Origin of the sequence: Acinetobacter sp. CIP 53.82 (assembly GCF_000369465.1) — a bacterium.
Lineage (GTDB): Bacteria > Pseudomonadota > Gammaproteobacteria > Pseudomonadales > Moraxellaceae > Acinetobacter > Acinetobacter indicus.
In genome coordinates this window covers 486,090-509,108 of the sequence record NZ_KB850046.1, presented here as the reverse complement: position 1 = coordinate 509,108, position 23,019 = coordinate 486,090, and the positions used below count along the sequence as shown (strand labels likewise).

The window sequence follows — 23,019 nt, the reverse complement described above, 5'->3', positions numbered from 1 at the left end:
GCTAGGCGCCAAATTTGAGGATCACGTATATGGCGCTTAAAGCAACAATTTATAAAGCAGATTTAAATATTGCCAATATGGATGTGCATCAATATGGTGACTATCAGCTCACCATGGCCTTGCATCCGTCTGAAACCATCGAGCGCCTGATGGTGCGTATTCTGGCATTTGCTCGCTATGCCGATGACGCACTGGAATTTACCAAAGACCTGTTTGAAACCGATGAGCCGGCGCTGTGGCAAAAAGATCTCACAGGTCAGCTAATAAACTGGATTGAAGTCGGCTGCCCGGATGAAGACAAGGTCAAAAAAGCCAGCGCCCGTTGCCAACAGGTGGCGGTGGTGGCCTATGGCAGCAATGTCGATGACTGGTATAAACGCTCCAGCAAGCTGAAAACCCTGAAAAATGTTCAGGTCTGTAAACTGTCTACCGCCACCACCGAAGCCATTCAGCAACTGTGTGAACGTACCATGCAGCTACAGCTAAATGTGATGGATGGCGAATGGACCTTAATCGGTGATCAGGCCCAGGCCGTGATTGAATGGGAACAGTTGCAGTAACCCATCCGGTTGCTGCTGTGGTGTCAGGTCGATAAACGGCTGCAATTTAGCGGCCTAAATTATGCAGCTGTCATCAATTCCTTTTATACTCATGCACAATTGATTTGGTTGAAGAGAGCAGACGAATGTCAAAAGAATTAGAAATTATTGATTTAAAAGTGGGTGAGGGTAAAGAAGCAGTCAAAGGCGCTTTAATTACCACTCACTATACCGGCTGGCTGGAAGATGGTACCAAGTTCGATTCTTCCATTGACCGCGGTAACTATTTTGAAACCGTGATCGGTACCGGCCGTGTGATTAAAGGTTGGGATCAGGGCATTCTCGGGATGAAAGTTGGCGGTAAGCGCAAGCTGATCGTGCCATCCCATTTGGCATATGGCGAACGTAAAATTGGCAATATTATTCCGGCCAATTCCAACCTGATTTTTGAAATTGAATTATTTGACGTGAAAACCCGCGACGAATAAGCTTGCCACATCCCCTGACCGGAGAACAGGATGTCTCTGGTCGGCTTGTGCAAAAATAGTCCAAAAAGTAATTTGAAAGCCCTATAATACACAGTACATTAAAATTATTCCTTTCCAATGTCTGCAGGGATTATCATTTTATTGGAACAGCGCGCGTACTTTCGGATTTCTGTCCTGTTAATGGCCTGGCTGTGTCTGTGTGCACTCAGCCTTGCTTCGGCACGAGCACATTATGATTCCTCACCAGACTCCTATTATCAGCAGCAGCTGATTACGACCCTGCAGTTTAGTGAACGTTCCAGTACCAATTTGGATGGCTCATGGCTGTTTTACAATCAGCAGTTTATTCAACAGCCCAGTGCAGTACTGACTGCAGAACGGGTACATCTACCGGCTTCTTTTCAGCAACTGACCGGCCAAATGGAAGGCTATGGCACATTTATTGGGCATTTTCAGCTGCCAAAAGAATTTGTCGGTCGCCGCATTGCAATCTGGATGCCCAGCCAGCAAGGTGCCTACCGGGTGTATTTAAATGGTGAGCCGCTGGCACGTGTGGGGGAAGCCGGTCCTGATGCTGCCCGCCATGAAAACGGTAATGGTCATCGGCTTGCCCATTTTATTGCCGACAGTGAATATTTTACCCTGGCGATTCAGGCCTCCAGTTTCCAGAACTTCAGGGGCGGGCTGGAACATTCAATAAAAATCGGACTCAGCCGTACCATAAACTATCAATACCAGCGCTTGATGATGAGCGTGGCCATGATGAGCGGCGGGGTACTCGGGATTGGGCTGTTTACCCTGGTCTTTTCCTTTTTCCGTGGGGTGATGTCGCCGAATGCACAAAGTATGTTTGTATTTGGCATTTTTATTGTGTTTCTGGCGCTGCACAACCTGTTCGCAGCCCCGTATGCCTATACTGCTTTTACCGATATCAACTGGATTTGGGGATTGCGGCTGCAATATCTGTTCAGTTTTCTGGCCATTTTATTTTTCTTGAGCTATATGTTCCTGTTTAACCAGCGTTATTTGCATCGGTGGGTATATTGTGCTGCGCTGCTGCTTATTGCCATTAATCTGGTCGCTGCATTGTGGGCACCACCGATGGTGCTGGAACAGCTGGCGTTATGGAGTTCTTTATTCAGCCTGCTGGTGCTGATCAATTTTATCTACGGTTTTGCCAAAACTTTGCGGCAGAAACTGAGCTATTCCAAATTAACCGTATGTGCGGTATTGCTGCTATTTGGCAGCTTTATTCATGATCTGCTGCTGGCATTAAACCTGATTGAATCAATTCCTTTATCGTTTATTTCTACCAGTCTGTATGCCTTGCTGATTATGCTGCAGCAGGCACGTAACTATGCGCGTGATACGGTCTATATTGAAAAACTGAATAACCGTTTGCTGAGCCTGAATAATTCGCTGGATGTTAAAGTCAAGGAACGTACCGCCCAGTTAAGTCAGTTAAATGCCAAGCTGGAATTGCAGGTAAAAATTGATGCGCTGACCGGTGCCTATAATCGCCGTGCCTTGAATGATGAAATTTTGCTACGTTTTGAGCAGACCTGTCAGCAGCCTGAATATACCCTGGCGTTTGTGATGCTGGATATCGATTATTTTAAAAAATATAACGATCATTATGGCCACTTAAAAGGAGATCAGGTTTTGCAGCAGCTGGTGCTGATCTTGAATCGTGCCTTGCCTAAAAATGCCTATGTAGCGCGTTATGGTGGTGAAGAATTTGCCTTGATACTGCACAATGTCCCGATTGCCTTATTAGAGCCGATGATGGTGCAGGTATTACAGGCGGTTCGTGCCGAGCAGATACAGCACATTGCCCGTCAGGATGCGAAAAACTATGTCACGGTCAGTATGGGCGTGGCCTGGATGACTGGCAAGCAGCCCTATGCCAGTGTACTGGAATTTATGAAAGCGGCCGATCAGCAGCTGTATCTGGCCAAGGAAGCCGGCCGGGATCAGTACAGGATTGCCGGGCATTAAGCCAGTGAAAAATCTTTAGTCCAGATATCTGACCAAAGGAATATGTAAAACAGGCTCAATTGCCTGCGGCTGAATCTGAAAGCCATATTTTTGATAAAAGGGCAGCGCAGTACGGGTGCTGGCCAGCACAATCCGTTTCATCTGGCGTTGCTGATAATAATGCAACACTTCATTGAGCAGCAGTTTGCCAATGCCACGCTGCTGGACATCGGGCGCGACATAATTCATTAAAACTTCACCCTGATCGCTGGCCAGAATAAAACCGACCACCTGATGCTGCAGCTCATACACCCAGCAGTTGTTATAGTGCATCAGTAACAGCAGATTTTCCTGATTTTTATTTTCGAGCAGGCGTTGAATCTTGATTTCACGATGTTGATGATCGAGGCTACAGGATCGGATACTGTCGTGCAAAACGCGAATAAGGCTCGGGACATCTTGAATTCGAGCGGATCTAATCATTGTGTTGGTAAAGGCATAAACAAGCACCTATTTGAATGTAAATAAACCCTCAACAAAATGACAATCTTGTTGTGATTTACGCAGTTTTTTAGGTGATGTGAGAATTTTTTATTGGGGGATTGATACTGTTTTGTGTCAAAATGAATAAAAAGACAGCAGTTTGGCAGCGCAGATGCGATTGGGTCATCTTGATGAGCACATGGAGTCACCCTTATTTTCATGCATGATCCAGCGCTGAGATAAGAGAAACGAGACCAAACGCTGGGAAATGAGAACCGAACCATTGAGGTAAGCGGGCTTATGGCAAAAATACTGGCAATCCTCCTGATTTTTCTGGCCTTTTATGCGCTGTGGAAAGTCATGATCAAAATCAGAATTAATCGTACCTTTCAGAAACATCAGGCCGCCTATTGCAATATGGTACAAGGCCCGATTAGCCAGAAATGCCCGCGACCGGTCGAAGAGGTGATTGAGGAAGTCGCTGCCTATGAACAGCAGCTGTTTGATGATGTAGCGGGCATCTTTATGCAGGACGCACCAGCTGTACAGCATAAAGATGATGGCCCAATGCTGCAGGAACAGGTGTTGCGTAAAATGCCGGCCAAGACCCAGACCCGGATTGCAGATACCGATCTGGGCGAATGGACCATTTACTGGACCTTCTATGAGCAGTCGCTGGAATACTATGTGAGCCAGTACGGTATTTTTATCACCCATGTGGATCGGGAGGGCCGTGAAACCCAGCAGCGCCTGACTTTACCGTCCTGATTACGGTGAAATGCTCGCTTCGGTGTTTGCATCGGATGGCAGATATAGGTCAAACGTGGCCGCCACCTGATCCCAGATTTGTTCTGCGCCTTGGCGGAAATAGCCCATATGTCCAATCTGGCTTAAGCCAAACTGCTGCGGACTCAGGTTGATCATTTTCACTGAGGCATTGCAATAATGCTGCATAAAGGCATACCGGGAATTGGGTAAGGCCCAGTCATCATCCAGTGAAGAAGCGGCATAAATTGGGGTTTTGACCTGTGCATAACATTCAAACAGCGCCTGTTGTGCCGGGTCACCAAAAAAGTAAGTCGGATTTTTACACCATTTACGCCATTCCTGATATACGCCCAGCGGCAGGTCTGCGCCCATGTTCAGCTTGCTCCACGGCAAATAACCGGCCAGGGCCACCATTGGCGGGAAAATCAGGTTCCAGACAAATTGCACTTTAATTTTTTCTTTTAGTGGCATATAGCCATGCCAGCCGGCGCCGGTACCAAAACAGTACAGTGCCGTGACCTGCGCATGATTCGGTGCCAATCCCAGCGCTTGTCCGCCATAGGAATGACCGACCATAAATAGCGGCATCTGGTCACGTTTAAAATAGGCAATCGCACCAGCCAAATCCAGTTTGCCCCAATCCAGATAGGACATCTGAAAGCCTTTCAGCCGTTTAGGTGCCGATTTGGCCACACCGCGATAATCAAAACACAGCACCTGATATTGATATTGGCTCATGTACTCGGCAAAGCGGCGATAAAAGGCTTGCGGCACACCGGTTGCACAGGCCACCAGCAGCTGCGCCTTAACTTGTGGCGGGGTATAACAAGTGCCGGTCAGCAGATAACCATCGCTGGCCGGGAAAGTAACGCTGCTGATTTCAAGCGGCGATGTGTGAATTGCAGAAGCAGTGGTGTTCATCCTGAACTCGTATATTTTTAGACTGGCTCTAGTTTGAATGTTGCAGAGGGGCAGTGTCAAAACTGGCGCGTTCATCGGCCAGAAGGTTTAAAATAAACAGCGATAGAAATAAACAGCAATAAAAGCAGGATGAGATAAGCCATGCTGATTGATTTTCGCCAGCAGCAACAGGCCAGGTTTGAACAGGTGGCACAGCGTCTGCAACAGGCCGCTGCCGAGGGCCTGCATTTTGATTCAGTTGCCGATTTTTATCAGTCGGGCTGGCTTGAGCAGTTTCCGGCCGGCATTCGCTGGTCGGTGGCCGGACTGGATGATGGCGCTGAACAGTTTTATGCCCGGATTGATTATCTGGACTGTTTTGTCAGGATTGATGCCAGTGAGATGCTGCGGATTGAATATGGCAGACACCAGAACAATCCGACCACATTCAGCCAATGACAGCGCGTGCAGAATTCTTTTAAATAAACAGGCGATGAACCGGCTGCAACAGCAGGTTCCCTACCAAGAACAAGACCGAAGAAAAAGACAAAATCAGGGATCAACTATGGCGCATCAATTTACTGTCAATGCCACCATTCAGGGTGTTTCATTGAGCGAATTCAAACAGCTGGCTGCAAATACCGCATTACATGAAAATGTATGCAAACGCATTCCGGGAGAAAATCTGGAGATTCTGGAATCGCAGATCAACGGTGATATTTACACCTTGCGCCGTGCCTATAACCTGGATGTGAATATTCCAGACATCGCCAAAAAACTGCTGAAAGATGCTTTTCGTTTAAAGCGCACCGATGTCACCAATCTGAGTGCATTGACCTCGACCATTGATTTAGGTGCGAACTTGCCCTTAGAGGCCCGCTGCGCACGTTCGGTGACGGGCAATGATCAGCAGATTCAGATCCAGTTGAACTGGACGGTAAAAGTAAAAGTGCCGTTAATTGGCGGGATGCTGGAAAAACATGCAGAAGGTGAAATTCGCCGCTTTAGCGAAGTGGAAATTAATATTGTGGAAGATGAACTCAAGAAGAATTTAAAAAGCTAAAATCTGAACATCTCTGGATAAAGAGCCCGGATGAATCCGGGCTCTTTTGTTTTGAGGTGGATTAAACCGAAGATCGGGCACGCTCAAAGCGCTGCTGATAAAACCAGGCGGTTATAAACGCCACCAGACACACCACCCAGATATAATACAGCGCGCCAATATTGCTATACAGGCTTAGCCACTGCACCAGCGGTAAGGTGATGCCACCGGCAATGGCATAGGCCACGTTATAAGAAAATGAAATACCGGAAAAACGGATTTGTGCCGGGAACATTTTCACCATGCTATATGACACCATCCCGACTGTTCCAGACGCCAGACCCAAGAGCATATACAGCATAAAGATTGTTGATGCTTCAACATGACCCAGGCTGTTATAGAACAGCGAGGCAATGGCAGCGACCAGCAGGGAACCGAATAAAATAACGCGGCCAGCGCCAAAACGGTCGGCCAGCAGCCCGGCCACAATACAGCCAATCATCTGCATGACAATGGCAGCACTCTGCATTTTAAAGGCATCGGCGCGGTCAAAACCAAATGCACCGACCAGCAGGTTTGGCATGGCCAAAATCAGCACCACCACACAGGCGGTCAGGAACCAGGTAAAGAACATGCCCATCACCACACCGCTACGATGCTGCGCCAGCACCTGTTTCACCGGTAATTCCTTGGCCAGTTCCTTGCGTGCCTGCATGGCCTTAAATACCGGGGTTTCATGTAAATAACTGCGTAAATACAGCGCTACCAGACCAAAAATCCCACCAACAATAAACGGAATACGCCATGCCCAGTCCTGAATTTCGGCTGCAGTAAATTGCAGTGAAATAAACAGCGACATTAACGCACCGAGTAAAATCCCCAAGGATAAGCCGGCGGTCAGCAGACCATTGGCAAAACCAATTCTTTTTTCTGGCACATGCTCGGAAACAAAGGTCCAGGCCGCAGGAATTTCACCACCAATGGCAATGCCTTGTACCACGCGCATTAGCAGTAACAATAATGGCGCGGCATAACCAATGCTTTCAAAGGTCGGCATGATGCCAATAAACAGCGTTGGTAAGGCCATCAATAAAATCGACAGGCTAAACAGGCGTTTACGGCCAATTAAATCGCCAAAATGCGCCATCACCACACCGCCGAGCGGACGGAAGAAATAACCGGCTGCAAAAATGCCGTAGGTATTCAGCATGGCCCAAAATGGACTTAAGGTGCTTGGGAAAAACAGATCGGAAATAATTTTGGCGTAAAAGACATAAATTACAAAGTCATAAAATTCGAGTGCACCGCCGAGTGAGGACAGGCCTAGTGTGCGTTTGTCTTCGCGGCTTAAACGGGGAGTAGCATCCATGCGTATCTTCTGACTGGACTAAAAACAGGAACCGTAATTTTAAAGAAGAGCTATAGCTATGAATAATCAAACTTTATTTGGGAAAAATAAACTAATAGTTATAAAAGTCTGGACGTGTGGATGATTGTTATTGTTGCCAGTGCAGCTGGTTACGGCCCAGATTTTTGGCCTGATATAGCAATAAATCGGCCTGCTGCGCGGCCTGAGAAAACTCATCAAAGTGCTGGAAAAAGCTGATGCCGAAACTGCCGGTCATTGAAATGACCTGACCACTCTGAATGAGTGGCGTGGTTTCAATACTGCTGCGAATCCGTTCTGCCACCTGAATTGCGATATCCGGTGGGGTATCTTGCAGTAAAATCAGAAATTCTTCACCGCCCATCCGGCAGTTCTCATCGTATTTACGCACCGCTTTGCTGATAATTTCGGTGACATGCTGTAGCGCGACATCGCCAACCTTATGGCCATACTGATCATTAATCTGCTTAAAAAAGTCCAGATCACACAGAATAATCGCATTCTGCTTGGAACGGCTGTGCTGTTTTAAGCGTTTCAGACGTTCCTCCAGCGCCCGGCGATTCAGCAAGCCGGTTAATGGATCAAGATTCCGTTCTTCTTGCAGCTGCTGGAAAATATCCTGATAGGCACTATGAAACAGCAGGCCAGCCATCAGCAGGCTCAGGCAGAGAATAATCAGCTGGGTGCCGGCAGCGACCAGATTATTGCTTAAAATCTGGTTGGTTGGCTGTAATACCACAAACAGATACAGGGTGCGCAGCGCAATCACCGCACTTAACAGCAACAGTGACAGGCGTAACAGGCGATCCAGTTTCTGCTTGAGCTTGACCTGATATAAAGCCTTTAAATTATGCGAAAAAATTAGGGTAATGGTGATGGTCAGCACCAGCATCCGCTGTGCATATTGCTCATCAAACACCGAAAAATACACATAAATTGACTCGGCAATGGCAATTAGCACCAGCAGAAATGCCCAGCGCGTGGTGACATTCAGCCGTAAATGAATGGCATGGGTGAACATCGCACAGCTGATAAACAGCAGCGTGGACGGAATAAAGCTAAAGGTCGGCAACAGTTGGGCGGAGATCACAGTAATGATCAGTACGGCCAGACCCGTACATAGGGTCGATGCGGCATACCACAGAAAATAGGTGGGAATCGGTTGGAACAGCCGCAGCAGCAGAATGACGCTGCCAAAGACCATCATAAACAGCTGGATTAGCGTGCTGTAGAGGGAGAAATTTTCGGCTAACATGAACAAATTGCAGGTAAGTCAAAAAATCGCGCCATCATAGCAGCTTCTCCCAGACAGTGATCTAAAAAAGTGCACAATCTTGAACACATAATTGAATCAAGAAGATTTAGAAAAGCGATGCGTGTAGCGATGCTGTAACTGCCGGGCCAAAACGCGCCGGCTTGCGGTATAAAATAAAGTTGCCATCTACAACAATGATAATGCCCAAAGAAGGACCCATCTTATGCAAACGCCTGTTCCAGATTATTTAAAGCATGTTTTGTCACGATGTCAGCGCAATGCGGGCGGGCAGCTGGCCGATTATATTCCGGAACTGGCACAGGCCGACCCTAACAAGCTGGCGCTGGCCCTGTCCACCGCAGATGGCATGATCTATTCCAGCGGTGATGATGGTCATGAATTTACCATCCAGTCCATGTCCAAGCCCTTTGCCTATGCGCTGGTGCTGGAGCAGTTGGGCATTGAGGAAGTTTTGCAGAAAGTGGGTGTTGAACCTTCGGGTGAGGCCTTCAACCAGATTTCCTTAGACAAAGAACTGAATATTCCGAAAAACCCGATGATCAACTCGGGGGCGATTACCACCCATTCATTAATTCAAACTACGGATGGCAGTTCACGGGCCGAGCAGCTGCGCCGTTTTTTAAGTGAACTGGCCGGGCGGGAATTAAGTTTTGATGAGCAGGTCTATACTTCCGAAATGAAGACTGCATTCCGGAATCTGTCGATTGGCTATATGTTGCGTACTGTCGGTGCGCTGGATACCGACCCGGTCGAGGTTGTGAATGGGTATATCCAGCAGTGTGCAATTAAGGTCACGGTTAAGGATCTGGCGCATATCGCCAGTGTCTTGGCCAATGGTGGCCTGCATCCGAAAACGGGCGAATGTTTGCTGGATCGGGCAGTGGTGCGGCAGGTGTTAAGCGTGATGCTGAGCTGTGGTATGTATGATGCCGCCGGAGACTGGCTCACCACGGTGGGGATTCCGGCCAAAAGTGGCGTTTCAGGTGGGATTATTGGTGTGCTGCCGGGGCAGGTCGGTATTGCAGTATTTTCACCGCGCGTAGATGAACATGGCAACAGTGTCCGCGGGATTGATATTTTTGAGCGTTTATCTGCCGATATGGGCCTGCATCTGATGGAAGGGACGCCTTCCGCACAAACCATTATTCAAAGCTGTTATTGGGCTGGAAAAAATAATGATGTTCGCGTCTATGAACTGCGTGGGGTGTTGCAGTTTACCGAATCAGAAATGTTGCTGCGTAACTTACAGGAAGAGCCGCCGGGCGATACGACGATTGTACTCGATCTGACCAACCTCACCTTAATTCATGATGTGGGTGCACGGATGCTGTTTGAAGGGGTAGAGCGTTTGCAGCAAGATGGACATCGTGTGGTGGTGGTTGATTCGGAAGGACTGTTAAGTCAAACGCAAATTCAGAAGCATGCAGCGGTGCTGGTTCAGGAAGAGCTAGAGCGTTATTTGCAACAGTATGAATGAGGAAAGGGCCTCTCCTTTAACTTTTCTGGCGCTTTGTTTTAAATACCTCTCCCTGACCCTCTCCTGAGAGGCAGAGGGGGAACTTTACGCGAATTTGATGGTGGTTTTGGATTCGCCCCCTCTTTCTCAAAGAGGGGCTAGGGGAGATTTAAAAAAGAGAATAAAAAATGAAACCCTACAATAAAAACTTAAAGCAGGCCTCGCGTGACTTACGCAATAACATGACTGAGGCTGAAAAATTACTTTGGTCACGGCTTCGTAATAAGCAAATTTTAGGTTTATCGTTCTATCGGCAAAAGCCAATATTGAACTACATCGTGGATTTTTACTGTCCTGCTGTCAATTTAGTGATTGAGTGTGATGGTAGTCAGCACTTTACGGATGAAGGATTGGAAGCAGATCGGATTCGTGATGAAGCGTTGGCACAGCTTGGGTTGAAAGTATTGAGATTTGATAATAGTCAAGTGATGGCGCGGATTGATGATGTGGTGAACGCTATAATAAGCATTTGTAATTCATGATTATAATAGTAATATTGGTTAATATATAAACATTTTGATTGGGGTGTACGAGTGTTTACTAAAATAATTAAATTAGAAAATGTAAAGCAATGGCAACATACGGGGATATCAGGTGGTTCAGATAGTGATTTTGGAAAGTTAAATCTAATCTACGGTCGAAATGGTGCTGGAAAGTCTACACTAACGAAAGTTTTAGATTTAATTAATAAAAGAGATATTGCTAAGATTAAGCAATTAGCACCGTTAGAAAGTGAAGCAGAACCAATCTTTAATTTTATGATTAAAGGTAAAAATATTACGTTAACATCAATAGATCAAGCTCCTGAATTTCATATTTTTAATCAAAATTTCATTGATGAAAATTTATATTCTTCTAATGGTGTAGAAAGTTCACAGCTAGTTAATTATTACGATTTCTGCTTAGGCAAGATTTCAGTTGATAAACAAAAACAGGTTGATACTTATAAAAGTGAGATAGCTTACCTAACTACTCAGATGAAACCATTAGAAGCTAAGCTAAAAGCACAATTTCCTGACAAAACAATAGAACAAATCAAAAAAATAAAATTTCAAGAGAATATCAGCACTCAAATAGAAAAATTAACTGAAATATTACATGATCAAAAGTCGGTTAATTTGTATAGACAAAGAAAAAAACTAATAGGTTTAAGCTTAGTAACTCCTACTTTCGATAAAAGTATTTTTGAGACTAATTTGGAAAAGATTTCTAAAGAGGCTCAGGATAAAGTCACACAACATATGGAGAAACATTTTGCAAAACAGGATGAAAATTGGATAAAAGATGGCTTAGAGTTAGTAACAGAAACCAATTTTTGCCCTTTTTGTGCTCAAAGTTTGGATAATTCATCTATTTTTAGTTTTTATAGTGAATTTATAACGGAGTCTTATAAACAAGCTTGTGACGATTTTATGCTAAAGCAGCATCCAAATTTTGAATCAAAGGCTTATGAAATAGGTATACGAATTGATGAACTTGTTGAAATTGTTAAATCCAATAAGGATTTGATTCAAATATGGTCTGATAGGATCGAACCATTAGAATTAAGCATTGATATAAAAGAATTGGATAATTCATACAAGCTTTTTTCCCATGAAGTTAGAGAGTTAGTAAAGAAAAAAGAAAAAGATATCTTGTCTGAGGTTAACTTTGATAAATTTGATGAGCTTTTAAAAACTATTTATAAAAAAGCTGATTTTAAAAAATATAACGAAGATGTATCCATATTTAATAATAGAATTGATGAATACTTAGCTACTTTAGCCAAAGACCAAAGTCAAACAATCAATCAGCAAATTTTAGGATTGAAGCAAATACAACTAAGATTTTCAAATGAGGTAATTTTAGATATTACAAACTTTGAAAAATATAAAATTGATAAAGAAGCCAAGACAAGATTAATGAATGAACTGCGTGATGATATATTAGAAGAACAAAAATTATTGATTGAAAAACATAAGGATGGAATAAATGAACTACTAATCAAGTTTAATTCAATGATTAGGGTGAGTAAATTTGAGAAAGACAATAAAGGAAACAAAGGAGCTAGTAGAATCTCTTATGGTATTACTTTTTTAGATCAAGAATTATCCATAATAAATCATAACCAAATCATATTTGATCGTGTATTAAGTTCGGGAGATAAATCAGCTTTAGCTTTAGCATTTTTTCTTTCCAAATTTAAAAATGATGATTTTGAGCCATCGATTATATTTTTTGATGATCCAATGAGCTCTTTAGATGAACATAGACGTAAAGCTACCATCCAAGAAATTCAGTCTTTAGTAGAAAGAAATTTCCAAACTTTTGTTCTAAGCCATGATCCTTTTTTCCTCTCAGATATCAGTAAAGTAGCTACTATACCTAAAAAGGTTAAGTGCTATGAAGTTGAAACTATTTTAAAAGATACAAACCCATTAGATATAAATAGTAAAAAAGTCTGTAATAGTAAACTTATTGTTCGTCAGAATTATGATTCGTATGTTTTGCATTCCTATTATCAAGAATATTATAAGCTTTGGGATTTTGTACAATCAGGTAAAGAAGAGCAAAAAGCTGAAATAGCCAGATCTTTGCGCCCAATTCTTGAAGCGTATTTGAGATTTATCTTTCCTAAAACTTTCACTGAAGATTTATGGTTAGGAAATATGATTCAAAAAATTCGAGAAGAACAAGATGTTAATAGCGACTTATATGATAAATATGAAAAACTAAAATCAATCGAATCGATTAATGAATTTTCTAAGGCTTATCACCATGCAGATGGTTTTGATACCTGTATCCAAAGTATTGATTTTTTGACCTTACATGGCTATGCAAAAGATACGTTGAGATTTATAACAGGAATTAATTGATAATCCCTCCCAACCTCCCTTTAGAAAAGGGAGGAGCTGTCACGTAATTCATTTAATCACATGACAAAGTCCCCCTTTGAAAAAGGGGGATTTAGGGGGATTTTTAGTTCCCCCTTTAATAAAGAGGACTAGAGAGATTCTTAAGAAATCGAATCATCCAAATTTGGCGCTAACCAACGTTTCGCTTCATCCAGTGTCCAACCTTTACGCTGCGCATAATCTTCAAGCTGGTCGCCTGCGATTTTACCCACGTTAAAGTACTGGCTTTCAGGGTTGGCATAGTAGAAACCACTGACTGATGAAGGTGGCCACATCGCAAAGCTGCTGGTCAGTTGCGTACCAATCTTGTCAGTTGAGCCTAACCAGTCAAATAAAGGCGCTTTTTCAGAGTGCTCTGGGCAAGCAGGGTAGCCCGGTGCAGGACGAATCCCGACATACTTCTCTTTAATCAGCTCTTCATTTGACAGTTGTTCATTGGCCTGATAGCCCCAGAACTCTTTACGGATACGTTCATGCAAATGCTCGGCAAAGGCTTCGGCAAAACGGTCACCTAAAGACTGTACCAGAATGGCATTGTAGTCATCGCCTTTGGCTTTGTACTCATTGGCCATTTCTTCTGCACCAAAGATCGACACGGTAAAGCCACCTAAATAGTCTTCCGCTTCACCTTTTGGCGCGACAAAATCGGCCAGTGACAGGTTCGGTTTGCCAGTGACTTTGTCTGACTGCTGACGAACGTGCTGGAAAGTATGCGTGACATGCGTACCTGTTGCATCATACACTTCGACTGAATCTGCACCGGAACGGTTGGCCGGATACAGGCCAAATACCGCGCGCGCATCAAAGAGTTTATTGTCGATAATATCTTTCAGCATCGCCTGCGCCTGATTGTATAAATCGGTCGCTGCTTCACCCACCACTTCATCGGTCAGGATGGCTGGGAATTTACCGGCCAGACTCCATGAAATAAAGAATGGCGTCCAGTCAAAATATTCAACCAGTGTTTCCAGCGGATAGTTGGTCAGGGTCTGGGTACCAATAAAGTTTGGTTTTACCGGTGTATTGGCTTTAAAGTCAATTTTCAGGCCGTTTTCAATTGATTCTGCATAAGACAGTTTCGCCGCTTTAGGCTGCTTGTTGGCAATCCGCTCACGTACTTTGGCATATTCAGCACGAGTGTCTGCTACAAAGGCTGGTTTCATGTCTTGTGACAGCAGGGTGGTTGCCACACCAACAGCACGTGAAGCATCAGCCACATAAATCACCGCATCATTGGAATATTGTGGATCAATTTTCACAGCCGTATGCGCTTTCGAGGTGGTCGCACCGCCAATCATCAATGGAATATTGAAGCCTTTACGCTGCATTTCTTTGGCCACAAAGACCATTTCATCCAAAGATGGGGTGATCAGACCCGACAGGCCAATAATATCGACTTTTTCATCAATCGCAGTTTGCAGGATTTTCTCTGCCGGTACCATCACGCCCAGGTCAATAATGTCATAGCCGTTACAGCCCAAGACCACACCAACAATGTTTTTACCAATATCGTGGACATCGCCTTTTACTGTGGCCATCAGCACTTTACCTTTGGACTCGCCCACAGTTTTTTCTGCTTCGATGTACGGGTTTAACCAGGCCACCGCCTGTTTCATCACACGGGCCGATTTCACCACTTGCGGCAGGAACATTTTACCGGCACCAAACAGATCGCCGACCACGTTCATACCGTCCATGAGTGGACCTTCAATCACATCTAGCGGACGTTTGGCTTTTAAGCGGGCTTCTTCGGTGTCTTCATTAATAAAGGTGGTAATTCCTTTGACCAGCGCATATTCCAGACGTTTTTCCACCGGCTGGTTACGCCATTCCAGGTTTTCTTCTTCTTTTTTAACGCCCGACTGACCGCGATATTTTTCCGCGACTTCCAGCAGTTTTTCCGTAGCATCCTGACCGCTGGTACCCTGATTCTGGTTCAGAATCACGTTCTCAACCGCATCTTTCAGTTCCGGGTCAATATCATCATAAATGGCTAGCTGACCAGCGTTTACAATACCCATGGTCAGGCCCTGTTTAATCGCATAGTACAGGAACACGGCATGAATTGCTTCACGCACTGGCTCATTACCACGGAAAGAGAACGACACGTTAGAAATACCGCCAGAAATCATGGCATGTGGCAGATTCTGTTTAATCCAGCCCGTCGCTTCAATGAAATCTACCGCATAGTTGTTGTGTTCTTCAATACCGGTTGCAACCGCAAACACGTTCGGGTCAAAGATAATATCTTCAGCCGGGAAGCCCACGTCATTGACCAGCACATCATAAGAACGTTTACAGATTTCTTTTTTACGTGCGGCAGTATCGGCCTGACCATTTTCATCAAAGGCCATTACGATCACGGCAGCACCATACTGACGGCATAGACGCGCTTTTTCGACAAACTCGTCATAACCTTCTTTCAGGGAAATCGAGTTGACGACAGCTTTACCTTGTACACATTTCAGACCGGCTTCAATAATTTCCCATTTAGATGAGTCAATCATGATTGGCACACGGGAAATGTCCGGCTCAGAGGCCACCAGATTCAGGAAGTGCACCATCGCGCCCTGTGAATCGAGCATGCCTTCATCCATGTTGATGTCGATGACCTGTGCACCGCTTTCAACCTGTTGACGGGCCACATCCAGCGCTTCGGCAAAGTTTTCTTCACGAATCAGACGCAGGAATTTTTTCGAACCGGTCACGTTGGTCCGCTCACCGACGTTCACGAACAAGGAATCTTTGGTGATGTTAAATGGTTCTAAACCACTTAAACGGCAGGCAGGTTCAATTTCTGGCAGTTGACGCGGTGCAATACCTTCAACGGCTTGTGCAATGGCACGGATATGATCCGGCGTGGTGCCACAGCAACCACCGGTAATATTAATTAGACCGCTTTCGGCAAATTCTTTTAAGAAGGCAGCAGTTTGTTCCGGGGTTTCATCATAACCGCCAAAGGCATTTGGCAAGCCGGCATTCGGGTGTGCAGAAACAAAGACATCGGCCACATCGGATACGGTTTTTACGTGTGGACGCATGGCATCTGCACCTAAGGCACAGTTAAAGCCAATAGAGAGTAAATCACCATGACGCACCGAGTTCCAGAACGCTTCGGCAGTCTGGCCGGTTAAGGTACGGCCTGAGGCATCGGTGATGGTGCCGGAAATCATCAGCGGTAATTCGCGGCCCAGCTGTTTAAAGACTTCTTTTACCGCAAAAATTGCCGCTTTACAGTTCAGGGTATCGAAAACGGTTTCAATCAGCAGAATATCGGCACCGCCTTCAATCAGGGCGTGCGCAGCTTCAATATAGTTTTCTTTGAGTTCATCAAAAGTGATATTACGAAATGCCGGATCATTCACGTTTGGTGAAATTGAACAGGTGCGTGAGGTTGGCCCCAAGACACCCGCCACAAAACGTGGTTTTTCCGGTGTTGAATATTTTTCACAGGCAGCTTTGGCCAGACGCGCAGCTTCACGGTTAATTTCCGGAACCAGCGTTTCCATGTGGTAATCCGCCATGGAAACACGTGTGCCGTTAAAGCTGTTGGTTTCAATAATATCGGCGCCGGCATCTAGGTAGGCTTCATGAATGCCTTGAATAATCTGCGGCTGGGTCAGTACCAGCAGGTCATTGTTGCCTTTCAGGTCATAGGCCCAGTCAGCAAAACGCTCACCACGATAATCGGCTTCTTCCAATTTATGGCGTTGGATCATGGTACCCATAGCACCATCGATAATTAAAATTCTTTTGGCAAGAAGTTCTTTCAGGGTAGCAAGCGTGGACATAAAAAACCCTTGTTTTGATGAATCAGAAATGCGCAATATTTTAGCAGAGTTCGACTGCTTTTTTCCGCAATTGATGGGATGGAACGGAACTTTGTGGCATCTTTGCTGAAAAAGTATACGTTTTCATGGGCTTATTTTGAAAATATACACATCGTTATAAATAAATCATTGTAAGGATTCATAAAATTGTCATATAGCTATGGCAGTATGAGAGAGTCTAAAAATGGGCCGGGTTTTGCTGTACTTGTAATATTTCAGGCTCATGAAAGATGACAGCAGTGACAGAAAACCGGATGAAGATGAGATGGTGGTTTATAAGTTTTTGATTTATTTTAAATAGTTTGATTTTTTGTCTATAAAATTATCAGGAAATTGTGGCAAATAAAGCAGAAAAATTACTTTATTTGACCTGCTTTTGTCATATAATTGTCACAATTTAACTGAACAATAAGGGGATTTTGTATCCTCTTTTCCTGCTTGCATGAATTCTAATCAAACTCCCGTAGATTCAGCACACCAGTCGGCTCCGAAAAAGTCGACCAATGTTCATGTGCCAACACCGAAATTCTTTATGCCGGTGTTTCTAACGCTTATTATTTCAACGCTTATTTATATTGGCTTTCAATTATCGGCAGATTTATCGCATGTTCCGGCGCTTAGCCTGTATTCGGTGATTCTGCTGGCCACCGCTTTATTTATTGCGCTGGGCTTTGAATTTGTTAACGGTTTCCATGACACCGCCAACGCGGTGGCTACGGTCATTTATACCAATGCCTTGTCTGCACCAGTTGCGGTAATGTGGGCCGGTTTCTGTAACTTCCTTGGGGTGATGGTCGCCAGTGGTGCCGTAGCCTACGGTATTATTGCCTTACTACCGGTCGAGCTGATCATGAATGTTGGCTCAGGCGCAGGTTTTGCCATGGTCTTTGCCATGCTGATTGCGGCCATTCTCTGGAACTTAGGCACCTGGTTCCTCGGTATTCCGGCTTCAAGTTCGCATACCTTAATTGGTTCCATTCTGGGTGTGGGAATTATGAACTACATCCTCAATGCGGGCGCTGGTGCATCCGGCGTGGATATGGAACAGGTGATGAAAGTCGGTAAGGCTTTACTGTTCTCGCCATTAATTGGTTTTGCCTTTGCTGCCGTACTGTTCCTGCTGGTGAAAAAGATTTTCAAACGTCAGCTGGAACTGTTCCAGCCGCCTGAAGGCAACAAACCGCCACCACCATTAATCCGTGCCATCCTGATCTTTACCTGTACTGGGGTGAGCTTTGCCCACGGTTCTAATGACGGTCAGAAAGGCATGGGCTTAATCATGCTGATCCTGATTGGGATTGTGCCATTGGCTTATTCCTTGAATAAGGAACTGGACAACCAGCATATTCAGTCTTTCCAGCAATTGTCGACGCAAACCGCGTCTGCAATTTATGCCAACCATACCGATATTCCGGATGCTCAGGCCCGTGAAGTAATCACCAAGTACATCCAGACCAAGGAAATCACCCCGGAAGTGGTACCGGCTTTGGCCAGTTTGACTGATCATTTAGGTGAGCGTGTGGGTCAATACGGCGATTTGAAAAATATTCCGGAAGCAGAAGTGGCAGCATTGCGTAATGATATGTACCTCAGCACCACGTCATTCAAGCGTCTGGATAAAGCGGAAGCTTTACCTGCCATGAGCAAGGAACAGGAAAAAGTGGTCGATGATTACCGTGACCATCTCGATTCCTTCCTGCAATATATTCCAACCTGGGTTAAAGTTGCGGTGGCACTGGCACTGGGCTTAGGAACCATGGTCGGCTGGAAGCGTATTGTGGTCACCGTGGGTGAACGGATTGGTAAACAGCACATGACTTATGGTCAGGGTATGTCAGCCGAGCTGGTGGCGATGTCGACCATTGCTGCAGCAGATGGCTTTGGTATGCCGGTATCGACCACGCATGTCTTGAACAGTGCGGTGGCCGGGACCATGGTGGCGAATAAATCTGGCCTGAATTTCCAGATGGTTAAAACCATTCTATCGGCGTGGATTTTCACCTTGCCTGCAACCATCTGTTTATCGGGTGGCCTGTTCTGGTTATTCCTGAAAGTATTCTAAGCCGGTTCATCCGCAATAAAAAACGCTGCCTGGGCAGCGTTTTTTTATATCTGTAGATGAAACAGATGATCCAAATGCTAAGTCGTGACGTCCTTTATTTTTTAGATAGACAGCAAATCTACAATGCATTCTCTCAAGGGGTGAGGGCTGGGGGTAAGGAAATAGCCTAAGCAATATCAAAGCTTCTCTTTCTTTAATGAACCTATCCACTCTTTTATCTTTCAGGTAGACAGCAGGTCTCTAAAAAAATCTCCCTCTCCGTTTTGGATACGTAGCACCGCTACACAAGAGAGAGAGAACGATCGAAGAGAGATTAAAATCTCTTATTTCTTTAACTTGGCCAGTAAGCCTTTAGGCAGCTTCTCGGTAGCAAAACCATATAAGGCTGCAAAAGGCAGGGCAGTACGGGCCAAATATGCGACACGCCATAAACCGCCATGGTTGGCCCCTTCCATCATCAACTCTAAAGGATGGTTCAGAGTCACTTCCGGATTGGCCCCCGACTGTGGATTACGCAGGTCATGAATCCAGAGCGCGGCCATAATCGCATTGGTGGTTTCTGGCGCAAAAGCTTCTACATCAAACAGGCTGGCACCATTAAATGCCGCTTTTAATAACGGATTTTTAGTCACCGAATAGGTCGTGGTTGATGGTGCAATATTAATGCTGACGCGTTGTCCCTGATGACGGGCGAGGGTGGCGCGCCATTGCTGAATACGTTTGGCCAGCGCATAGTTCGGTCCTTGTTCCACCACCAGACAGTCGGCAATCCCGTAATCCTGTCCATTGTCTGAATGCACCAGATCATGCAGGTTTTTCTGGAAGAAATGTTGCGCCGTGACCGTTGAAACCCCACGGGTCAGCAGTTGCTGGGCTTTCGAGCGTTGCTGATACTTGTCTTTTGAGGCCTGAATCACATCGGCAGGCACTGCATAGACATCGGTTGGGGTGCACATAAACATCAGGCTGGTATCGGCTTTTTGCGTGCTGACGGCCTGCATAATTGCATCCATCGCCATGGCCACACGCACGTGTTTTTCACCATCTAAATAGGCAATGGCAGCCAAATCCAGCTGCTGTTCAAACTGGGTTAGCCACTGGGCAATTTCAGGAGTTTGGGTCAGCAAATTGGTGCCGAGCTGCTCTTTTAATAGCTCAGTCGCGCTGTTTTCATCTAGCGCTTCAGTCGCTGGTGCATACAGGGTGGCATTACCTTGTTGCACGGTCTCTAGAATTTTGTTCCAGACCCGGGCATTGGGTAAATCGACCGCGACAATATTGGCTTTCCATTTCGATAGCCAGGTCAGAGGGCCAGCTTCAGAAGCAGCGCCAAACAGCACCATGGTGCGGTCTGATAAATCGAACCATTCCGGATGAGCCACTGCTGCACGCAAAGCTTGGGCATGACTGTGTTCAATAATCCCGCCATCTTCCCAGCGCTGGATTTGCTCAAGCAGTGCCTGACCTTGCAGTTGTTGTCCCTGATATGGCACATACCACTCCGGCGTTGCCGTGCTTTGGCCCTGGATTTTAACTGTATGTAAAGGCTGGGCATCGAGGCTCATCACATCTTTCAGCAGATGTTTTTGACCATGTCGATAAAACTCGAAACTGCCATGTGCTTTATTCAGGCCCTGTTCAGCAATTTGAATCGGGTTCTGGCAGGTCTGAATGCCGTATTCGACCAGCGCCTTAAAATATTTGGGATACTGTTTGCGCCAGTTTTTTTCAGACAGGGTTTGCTGGGACAGTTGCGGTGCAACACCGGCCAGTGCCTCGGCAATAATCGCACGTCCTGTGCGTGAAGTACTGGGTTTCTGGTTTTCGAAATGTGGAAATTGTAGGCCGTCTAATGTGGACATGCAAAAACTCGCAGCTTGAAAGCAAATTAATATACAGATGTATACATTATCCATGCCAAATTGTGAGATGGGGTGGCATTAACTACCAAAATTGTATGAATTATCCAATGAAATTGCAGTTTATGAGGACGCAGTAAAAAGCCTCCATTCTGGAGGCTAAATGGAAAAATGGGCTTAGCAGCGGCCTTTTTTGGCCTGACCTGGTGGGCAGAAATCTCCTGGATGGCCATAAATACGTGAGTCAGGATCAATCACCAAACGGCCTTCTGGGGTATGGACGGCACAGGCACTCAAGCTCAGTAAACAGCCGGCAATCAGAAATAACTTTTTCATCTCTCATCTTCCATCTTCGTTATTATTCGAGTTATTTTAGACGCCAACCGCTGCGGCATACTGTGTTAATTTGTAGTTATGCGTTGTCAAAATATACCGCAGGCGCTTCAAATTGCTCAAATTTAGAACGGAAGCTGGCTAAGTTTATTCAGGAAATGCGGAATTAAACGCGGCTCAATCATAATGGTGATAATCACCCCATAGGCTGCTCCCCACAAATGCGCGCTGTGGTTAATATTGGAATTGCCACGTTTACCCGACCAGATGCTATAGGCCACATACAGCACCGCAAAAATAATTGCCGGAACCGGAATAAAGAACACAAAAATCAGTTTCCATGGTTCAAACAGGATATAGGCAAACAGTACTGCAGACACCGCACCGGAAGCACCCAGGCTGGCCCAGCGATGATCATTTTTGTGTTTCAGATAACTCGGTAAAATTGCGGCAATCAGACCGCCTAAATAAAACAGTACAAAGCCCAGATCATACAGATACTGACGGTAAAAGCTTTCAATAATGCTGCCGAAGAAAAACAGGGTAATCATGTTAAACAGCAAGTGGGTACCATCGGCATGGACAAAACCGTGGGTAATGAAGCGGTCATATTGACCCCGTTCCAACGCCGGTGGCCAGAAAATCAGCCGGTTCATGACTTTTTCTTTGGAAAAAGCAATAAAGGAGATAATCGCTGTAATCACAATCAGCGTAACAGTATGATTAAACGGTAAATCTAACATAAACAGATGTTCTTCTTTTCGGGTGTCCTGATCATAATGCCATTAAAAAACAAATGAAACAGAACTTTCATAGGATAATTCCGACAATTTTAGTTGAATTTTTTTAATTCCCCCGCATCTTCAGTTAAAATGGCAACTTCAGCATGAGGAAATATTGTTATGTCGACTGAGAACCACAGCACTGCAGTTGCAGAAGAGATTCCAAACTTATTGATCACCCCAAATGCTCAAGAGTATTTAAAAGATTTATTGGCAAAGCAAAATACACCGGGGATTGGTGTGCGCGTTTTTGTTGAGAATCCTGGAACGCCGCGTGCTGAGTGTTGTATGGCTTATAGTGCGCCAGAAGAAGTCGTACCAACAGATTATAAGCAGGATTATCCGGATTTTCCGGCCTATATCGACACCCCGTCTATTCCATATTTACTGGATGCGGTTATTGATTACAACAAAGACCGTTTTGGTGGTCAGCTGACCTTCCGTGCGCCTAACTCGAAAGTGCCACGCGTGGGTCCAGATGCCTCAATCGAAGAGCGTATTACTTACGTGTTACAGTCTGAAATTAACCCGGGCCTTGCCGGTCACGGCGGTAACTGTGCCTTGGTGGAAGTGGTTGAAGATCCGGAACACGGTTTAACCGCGATCCTGAAATTCGGTGGCGGTTGTCAGGGCTGTTCAGCGATTGATGTCACGCTGAAACAGGGTGTGGAAACCACATTAAAACAGCATGTGCCTGAATTAATGCGTGTGGTAGACCAGACTGACCACAGCCAGGCCGAAGGTGCTTATTTTAAATAATAAATAAGCTTCACTTCAGCAAATGAGCCTCCCATCGTGGAGGCTTTTTACTGTTTTAAATAAATATAATAATGATAATAATTATCAGTATTAATTGAATTATCAGTCAAGATTGTTACAATGC

Annotated in this window: 19 protein-coding genes; 11 read left to right on the top strand and 8 right to left on the bottom strand. The window is 45.1% G+C overall.

Annotated elements, in window-relative coordinates; all coding sequences use genetic code 11:
* The first annotated feature begins 29 nt into the window (after window positions 1-29).
* The 3 genes from F905_RS08025 to F905_RS08015 all read left to right on the top strand — a co-directional run bounded on the left by F905_RS08025 (window position 30) and on the right by F905_RS08015 (window position 3,025).
* Window positions 30-560, top strand: a complete 531-nt coding sequence (locus F905_RS08025; RefSeq protein WP_005179463.1) for a YaeQ family protein — start codon at window positions 30-32, stop codon at window positions 558-560.
* 125 nt (window positions 561-685) lie between these two features.
* Window positions 686-1,027 (top strand): FKBP-type peptidyl-prolyl cis-trans isomerase, encoded by a 342-nt coding sequence (locus F905_RS08020; protein WP_005179461.1) that lies wholly within the window; start codon window positions 686-688, stop codon window positions 1,025-1,027.
* A 117-nt stretch (window positions 1,028-1,144) separates the two neighbouring features.
* A complete protein-coding gene (locus F905_RS08015) occupies window positions 1,145-3,025 on the top strand; it encodes a GGDEF domain-containing protein (RefSeq protein ID WP_005179458.1) in 1,881 nt (626 codons plus the stop codon).
* A 15-nt stretch (window positions 3,026-3,040) separates the two neighbouring features.
* Here the strand turns inward: F905_RS08015 and F905_RS08010 are convergent, their stop codons facing one another.
* A complete protein-coding gene (locus F905_RS08010) occupies window positions 3,041-3,487 on the bottom strand; it encodes a GNAT family N-acetyltransferase (RefSeq protein WP_005179455.1) in 447 nt (148 codons plus the stop codon).
* A gap of 300 nt (window positions 3,488-3,787) precedes the next feature.
* Here F905_RS08010 and F905_RS08005 point away from each other — a divergent pair, with 300 nt between their 5' ends.
* Window positions 3,788-4,255, top strand: coding sequence for a hypothetical protein (locus F905_RS08005; protein WP_005179449.1), 468 nt, complete (start codon window positions 3,788-3,790; stop codon window positions 4,253-4,255).
* Here the strand turns inward: F905_RS08005 and F905_RS08000 are convergent, their stop codons facing one another.
* On the bottom strand, window positions 4,256-5,176 hold the full coding sequence (locus F905_RS08000; protein ID WP_005179446.1) for an alpha/beta hydrolase family protein: 921 nt from the start codon (window positions 5,174-5,176) through the stop codon (window positions 4,256-4,258).
* A 141-nt stretch (window positions 5,177-5,317) separates the two neighbouring features.
* On the opposite strand from F905_RS08000, the gene F905_RS07995 reads away from it, so the two are divergent.
* Both F905_RS07995 and F905_RS07990 read left to right on the top strand, forming a co-directional pair.
* Window positions 5,318-5,614, top strand: coding sequence for a hypothetical protein (locus F905_RS07995; RefSeq protein WP_005179443.1), 297 nt, complete (start codon window positions 5,318-5,320; stop codon window positions 5,612-5,614).
* Window positions 5,615-5,720: 106 nt separating this feature from the next.
* The gene (locus tag F905_RS07990; protein WP_005179441.1) at window positions 5,721-6,218 is read left to right on the top strand and encodes a DUF2505 family protein; all 498 of its coding nucleotides are present in this window, start codon (window positions 5,721-5,723) and stop codon (window positions 6,216-6,218) included.
* Between the two features lie 61 nt (window positions 6,219-6,279).
* Here F905_RS07990 and F905_RS07985 read toward each other — a convergent pair whose 3' ends face one another.
* Window positions 6,280-7,566, bottom strand: coding sequence for an MFS transporter (locus F905_RS07985; RefSeq protein WP_005179439.1), 1,287 nt, complete (start codon window positions 7,564-7,566; stop codon window positions 6,280-6,282).
* Between the two features lie 127 nt (window positions 7,567-7,693).
* Window positions 7,694-8,839 carry a GGDEF domain-containing protein gene (locus F905_RS07980; RefSeq protein ID WP_005179438.1) on the bottom strand — a complete coding sequence of 382 codons (1,146 nt, stop codon included), beginning with the start codon at window positions 8,837-8,839 and terminating at the stop codon, window positions 7,694-7,696.
* A gap of 223 nt (window positions 8,840-9,062) precedes the next feature.
* On the opposite strand from F905_RS07980, the gene F905_RS07975 reads away from it, so the two are divergent.
* The 3 genes from F905_RS07975 (at window position 9,063) to F905_RS15165 (ending at window position 13,231) form a co-directional block, all read left to right on the top strand.
* A complete protein-coding gene (locus F905_RS07975) occupies window positions 9,063-10,337 on the top strand; it encodes a glutaminase (protein WP_005179436.1) in 1,275 nt (424 codons plus the stop codon).
* Between the two features lie 167 nt (window positions 10,338-10,504).
* Window positions 10,505-10,858: an endonuclease domain-containing protein gene (locus F905_RS07970; protein ID WP_005179435.1), complete on the top strand. Its 354-nt coding sequence runs from the start codon at window positions 10,505-10,507 to the stop codon at window positions 10,856-10,858.
* 51 nt (window positions 10,859-10,909) lie between these two features.
* Window positions 10,910-13,231 (top strand): AAA family ATPase, encoded by a 2,322-nt coding sequence (locus F905_RS15165; RefSeq protein ID WP_005179433.1) that lies wholly within the window; start codon window positions 10,910-10,912, stop codon window positions 13,229-13,231.
* Between the two features lie 140 nt (window positions 13,232-13,371).
* Here the strand turns inward: F905_RS15165 and metH are convergent, their stop codons facing one another.
* The gene (gene metH, locus F905_RS07960; RefSeq protein ID WP_005179430.1) at window positions 13,372-17,061 is read right to left on the bottom strand and encodes a methionine synthase; all 3,690 of its coding nucleotides are present in this window, start codon (window positions 17,059-17,061) and stop codon (window positions 13,372-13,374) included.
* A 481-nt stretch (window positions 17,062-17,542) separates the two neighbouring features.
* Between metH and F905_RS07955 the strand changes: the two genes are divergently transcribed.
* Window positions 17,543-19,162 (top strand): inorganic phosphate transporter, encoded by a 1,620-nt coding sequence (locus F905_RS07955; protein WP_005179429.1) that lies wholly within the window; start codon window positions 17,543-17,545, stop codon window positions 19,160-19,162.
* Window positions 19,163-19,485: 323 nt separating this feature from the next.
* On the opposite strand, the gene F905_RS07950 is transcribed toward F905_RS07955, so the two are convergent.
* From F905_RS07950 to F905_RS07940, 3 genes are all read right to left on the bottom strand, one after another.
* Window positions 19,486-21,024, bottom strand: a complete 1,539-nt coding sequence (locus F905_RS07950) for a hypothetical protein (RefSeq protein ID WP_005179427.1) — start codon at window positions 21,022-21,024, stop codon at window positions 19,486-19,488.
* Window positions 21,025-21,198: 174 nt separating this feature from the next.
* Complete coding sequence (locus F905_RS15425) at window positions 21,199-21,357, bottom strand: putative periplasmic lipoprotein (RefSeq protein ID WP_005179424.1); 159 nt, start codon at window positions 21,355-21,357, stop codon at window positions 21,199-21,201.
* 122 nt (window positions 21,358-21,479) lie between these two features.
* Entirely contained in the window at window positions 21,480-22,097 is a 618-nt protein-coding gene (locus tag F905_RS07940) for a rhomboid family intramembrane serine protease (RefSeq protein WP_005179422.1), read from the bottom strand.
* 159 nt (window positions 22,098-22,256) lie between these two features.
* Here F905_RS07940 and nfuA point away from each other — a divergent pair, with 159 nt between their 5' ends.
* On the top strand, window positions 22,257-22,895 hold the full coding sequence (gene nfuA, locus F905_RS07935) for a Fe-S biogenesis protein NfuA (protein WP_005179419.1): 639 nt from the start codon (window positions 22,257-22,259) through the stop codon (window positions 22,893-22,895).
* Window positions 22,896-23,019 lie beyond the last annotated feature (124 nt).

Excerpts from the sequence above, each read along its gene's own strand:
- F905_RS08025 (WP_005179463.1), top strand. The coding sequence starts at position 30 with ATGGCGCTTAAAGCAACAATTTATAAAGCAGATTTAAATATTGCCAAT.
- nfuA (WP_005179419.1), top strand. The coding sequence starts at position 22,257 with ATGTCGACTGAGAACCACAGCACTGCAGTTGCAGAAGAGATTCCAAAC.
- F905_RS07940 (WP_005179422.1), bottom strand. The coding sequence starts at position 22,097 with ATGTTAGATTTACCGTTTAATCATACTGTTACGCTGATTGTGATTACA.
- F905_RS07980 (WP_005179438.1), bottom strand. The coding sequence starts at position 8,839 with ATGTTAGCCGAAAATTTCTCCCTCTACAGCACGCTAATCCAGCTGTTT.
- F905_RS08000 (WP_005179446.1), bottom strand. The coding sequence starts at position 5,176 with ATGAACACCACTGCTTCTGCAATTCACACATCGCCGCTTGAAATCAGC.
- F905_RS07995 (WP_005179443.1), top strand. The coding sequence starts at position 5,318 with ATGCTGATTGATTTTCGCCAGCAGCAACAGGCCAGGTTTGAACAGGTG.
- F905_RS08005 (WP_005179449.1), top strand. The coding sequence starts at position 3,788 with ATGGCAAAAATACTGGCAATCCTCCTGATTTTTCTGGCCTTTTATGCG.
- F905_RS07955 (WP_005179429.1), top strand. The coding sequence starts at position 17,543 with ATGAATTCTAATCAAACTCCCGTAGATTCAGCACACCAGTCGGCTCCG.
- F905_RS15425 (WP_005179424.1), bottom strand. The coding sequence starts at position 21,357 with ATGAAAAAGTTATTTCTGATTGCCGGCTGTTTACTGAGCTTGAGTGCC.
- metH (WP_005179430.1), bottom strand. The coding sequence starts at position 17,061 with ATGTCCACGCTTGCTACCCTGAAAGAACTTCTTGCCAAAAGAATTTTA.
- F905_RS08010 (WP_005179455.1), bottom strand. The coding sequence starts at position 3,487 with ATGATTAGATCCGCTCGAATTCAAGATGTCCCGAGCCTTATTCGCGTT.
- F905_RS07985 (WP_005179439.1), bottom strand. The coding sequence starts at position 7,566 with ATGGATGCTACTCCCCGTTTAAGCCGCGAAGACAAACGCACACTAGGC.
- F905_RS08015 (WP_005179458.1), top strand. The coding sequence starts at position 1,145 with ATGTCTGCAGGGATTATCATTTTATTGGAACAGCGCGCGTACTTTCGG.
- F905_RS08020 (WP_005179461.1), top strand. The coding sequence starts at position 686 with ATGTCAAAAGAATTAGAAATTATTGATTTAAAAGTGGGTGAGGGTAAA.
- F905_RS07975 (WP_005179436.1), top strand. The coding sequence starts at position 9,063 with ATGCAAACGCCTGTTCCAGATTATTTAAAGCATGTTTTGTCACGATGT.
- F905_RS07970 (WP_005179435.1), top strand. The coding sequence starts at position 10,505 with ATGAAACCCTACAATAAAAACTTAAAGCAGGCCTCGCGTGACTTACGC.
- F905_RS07950 (WP_005179427.1), bottom strand. The coding sequence starts at position 21,024 with ATGTCCACATTAGACGGCCTACAATTTCCACATTTCGAAAACCAGAAA.
- F905_RS07990 (WP_005179441.1), top strand. The coding sequence starts at position 5,721 with ATGGCGCATCAATTTACTGTCAATGCCACCATTCAGGGTGTTTCATTG.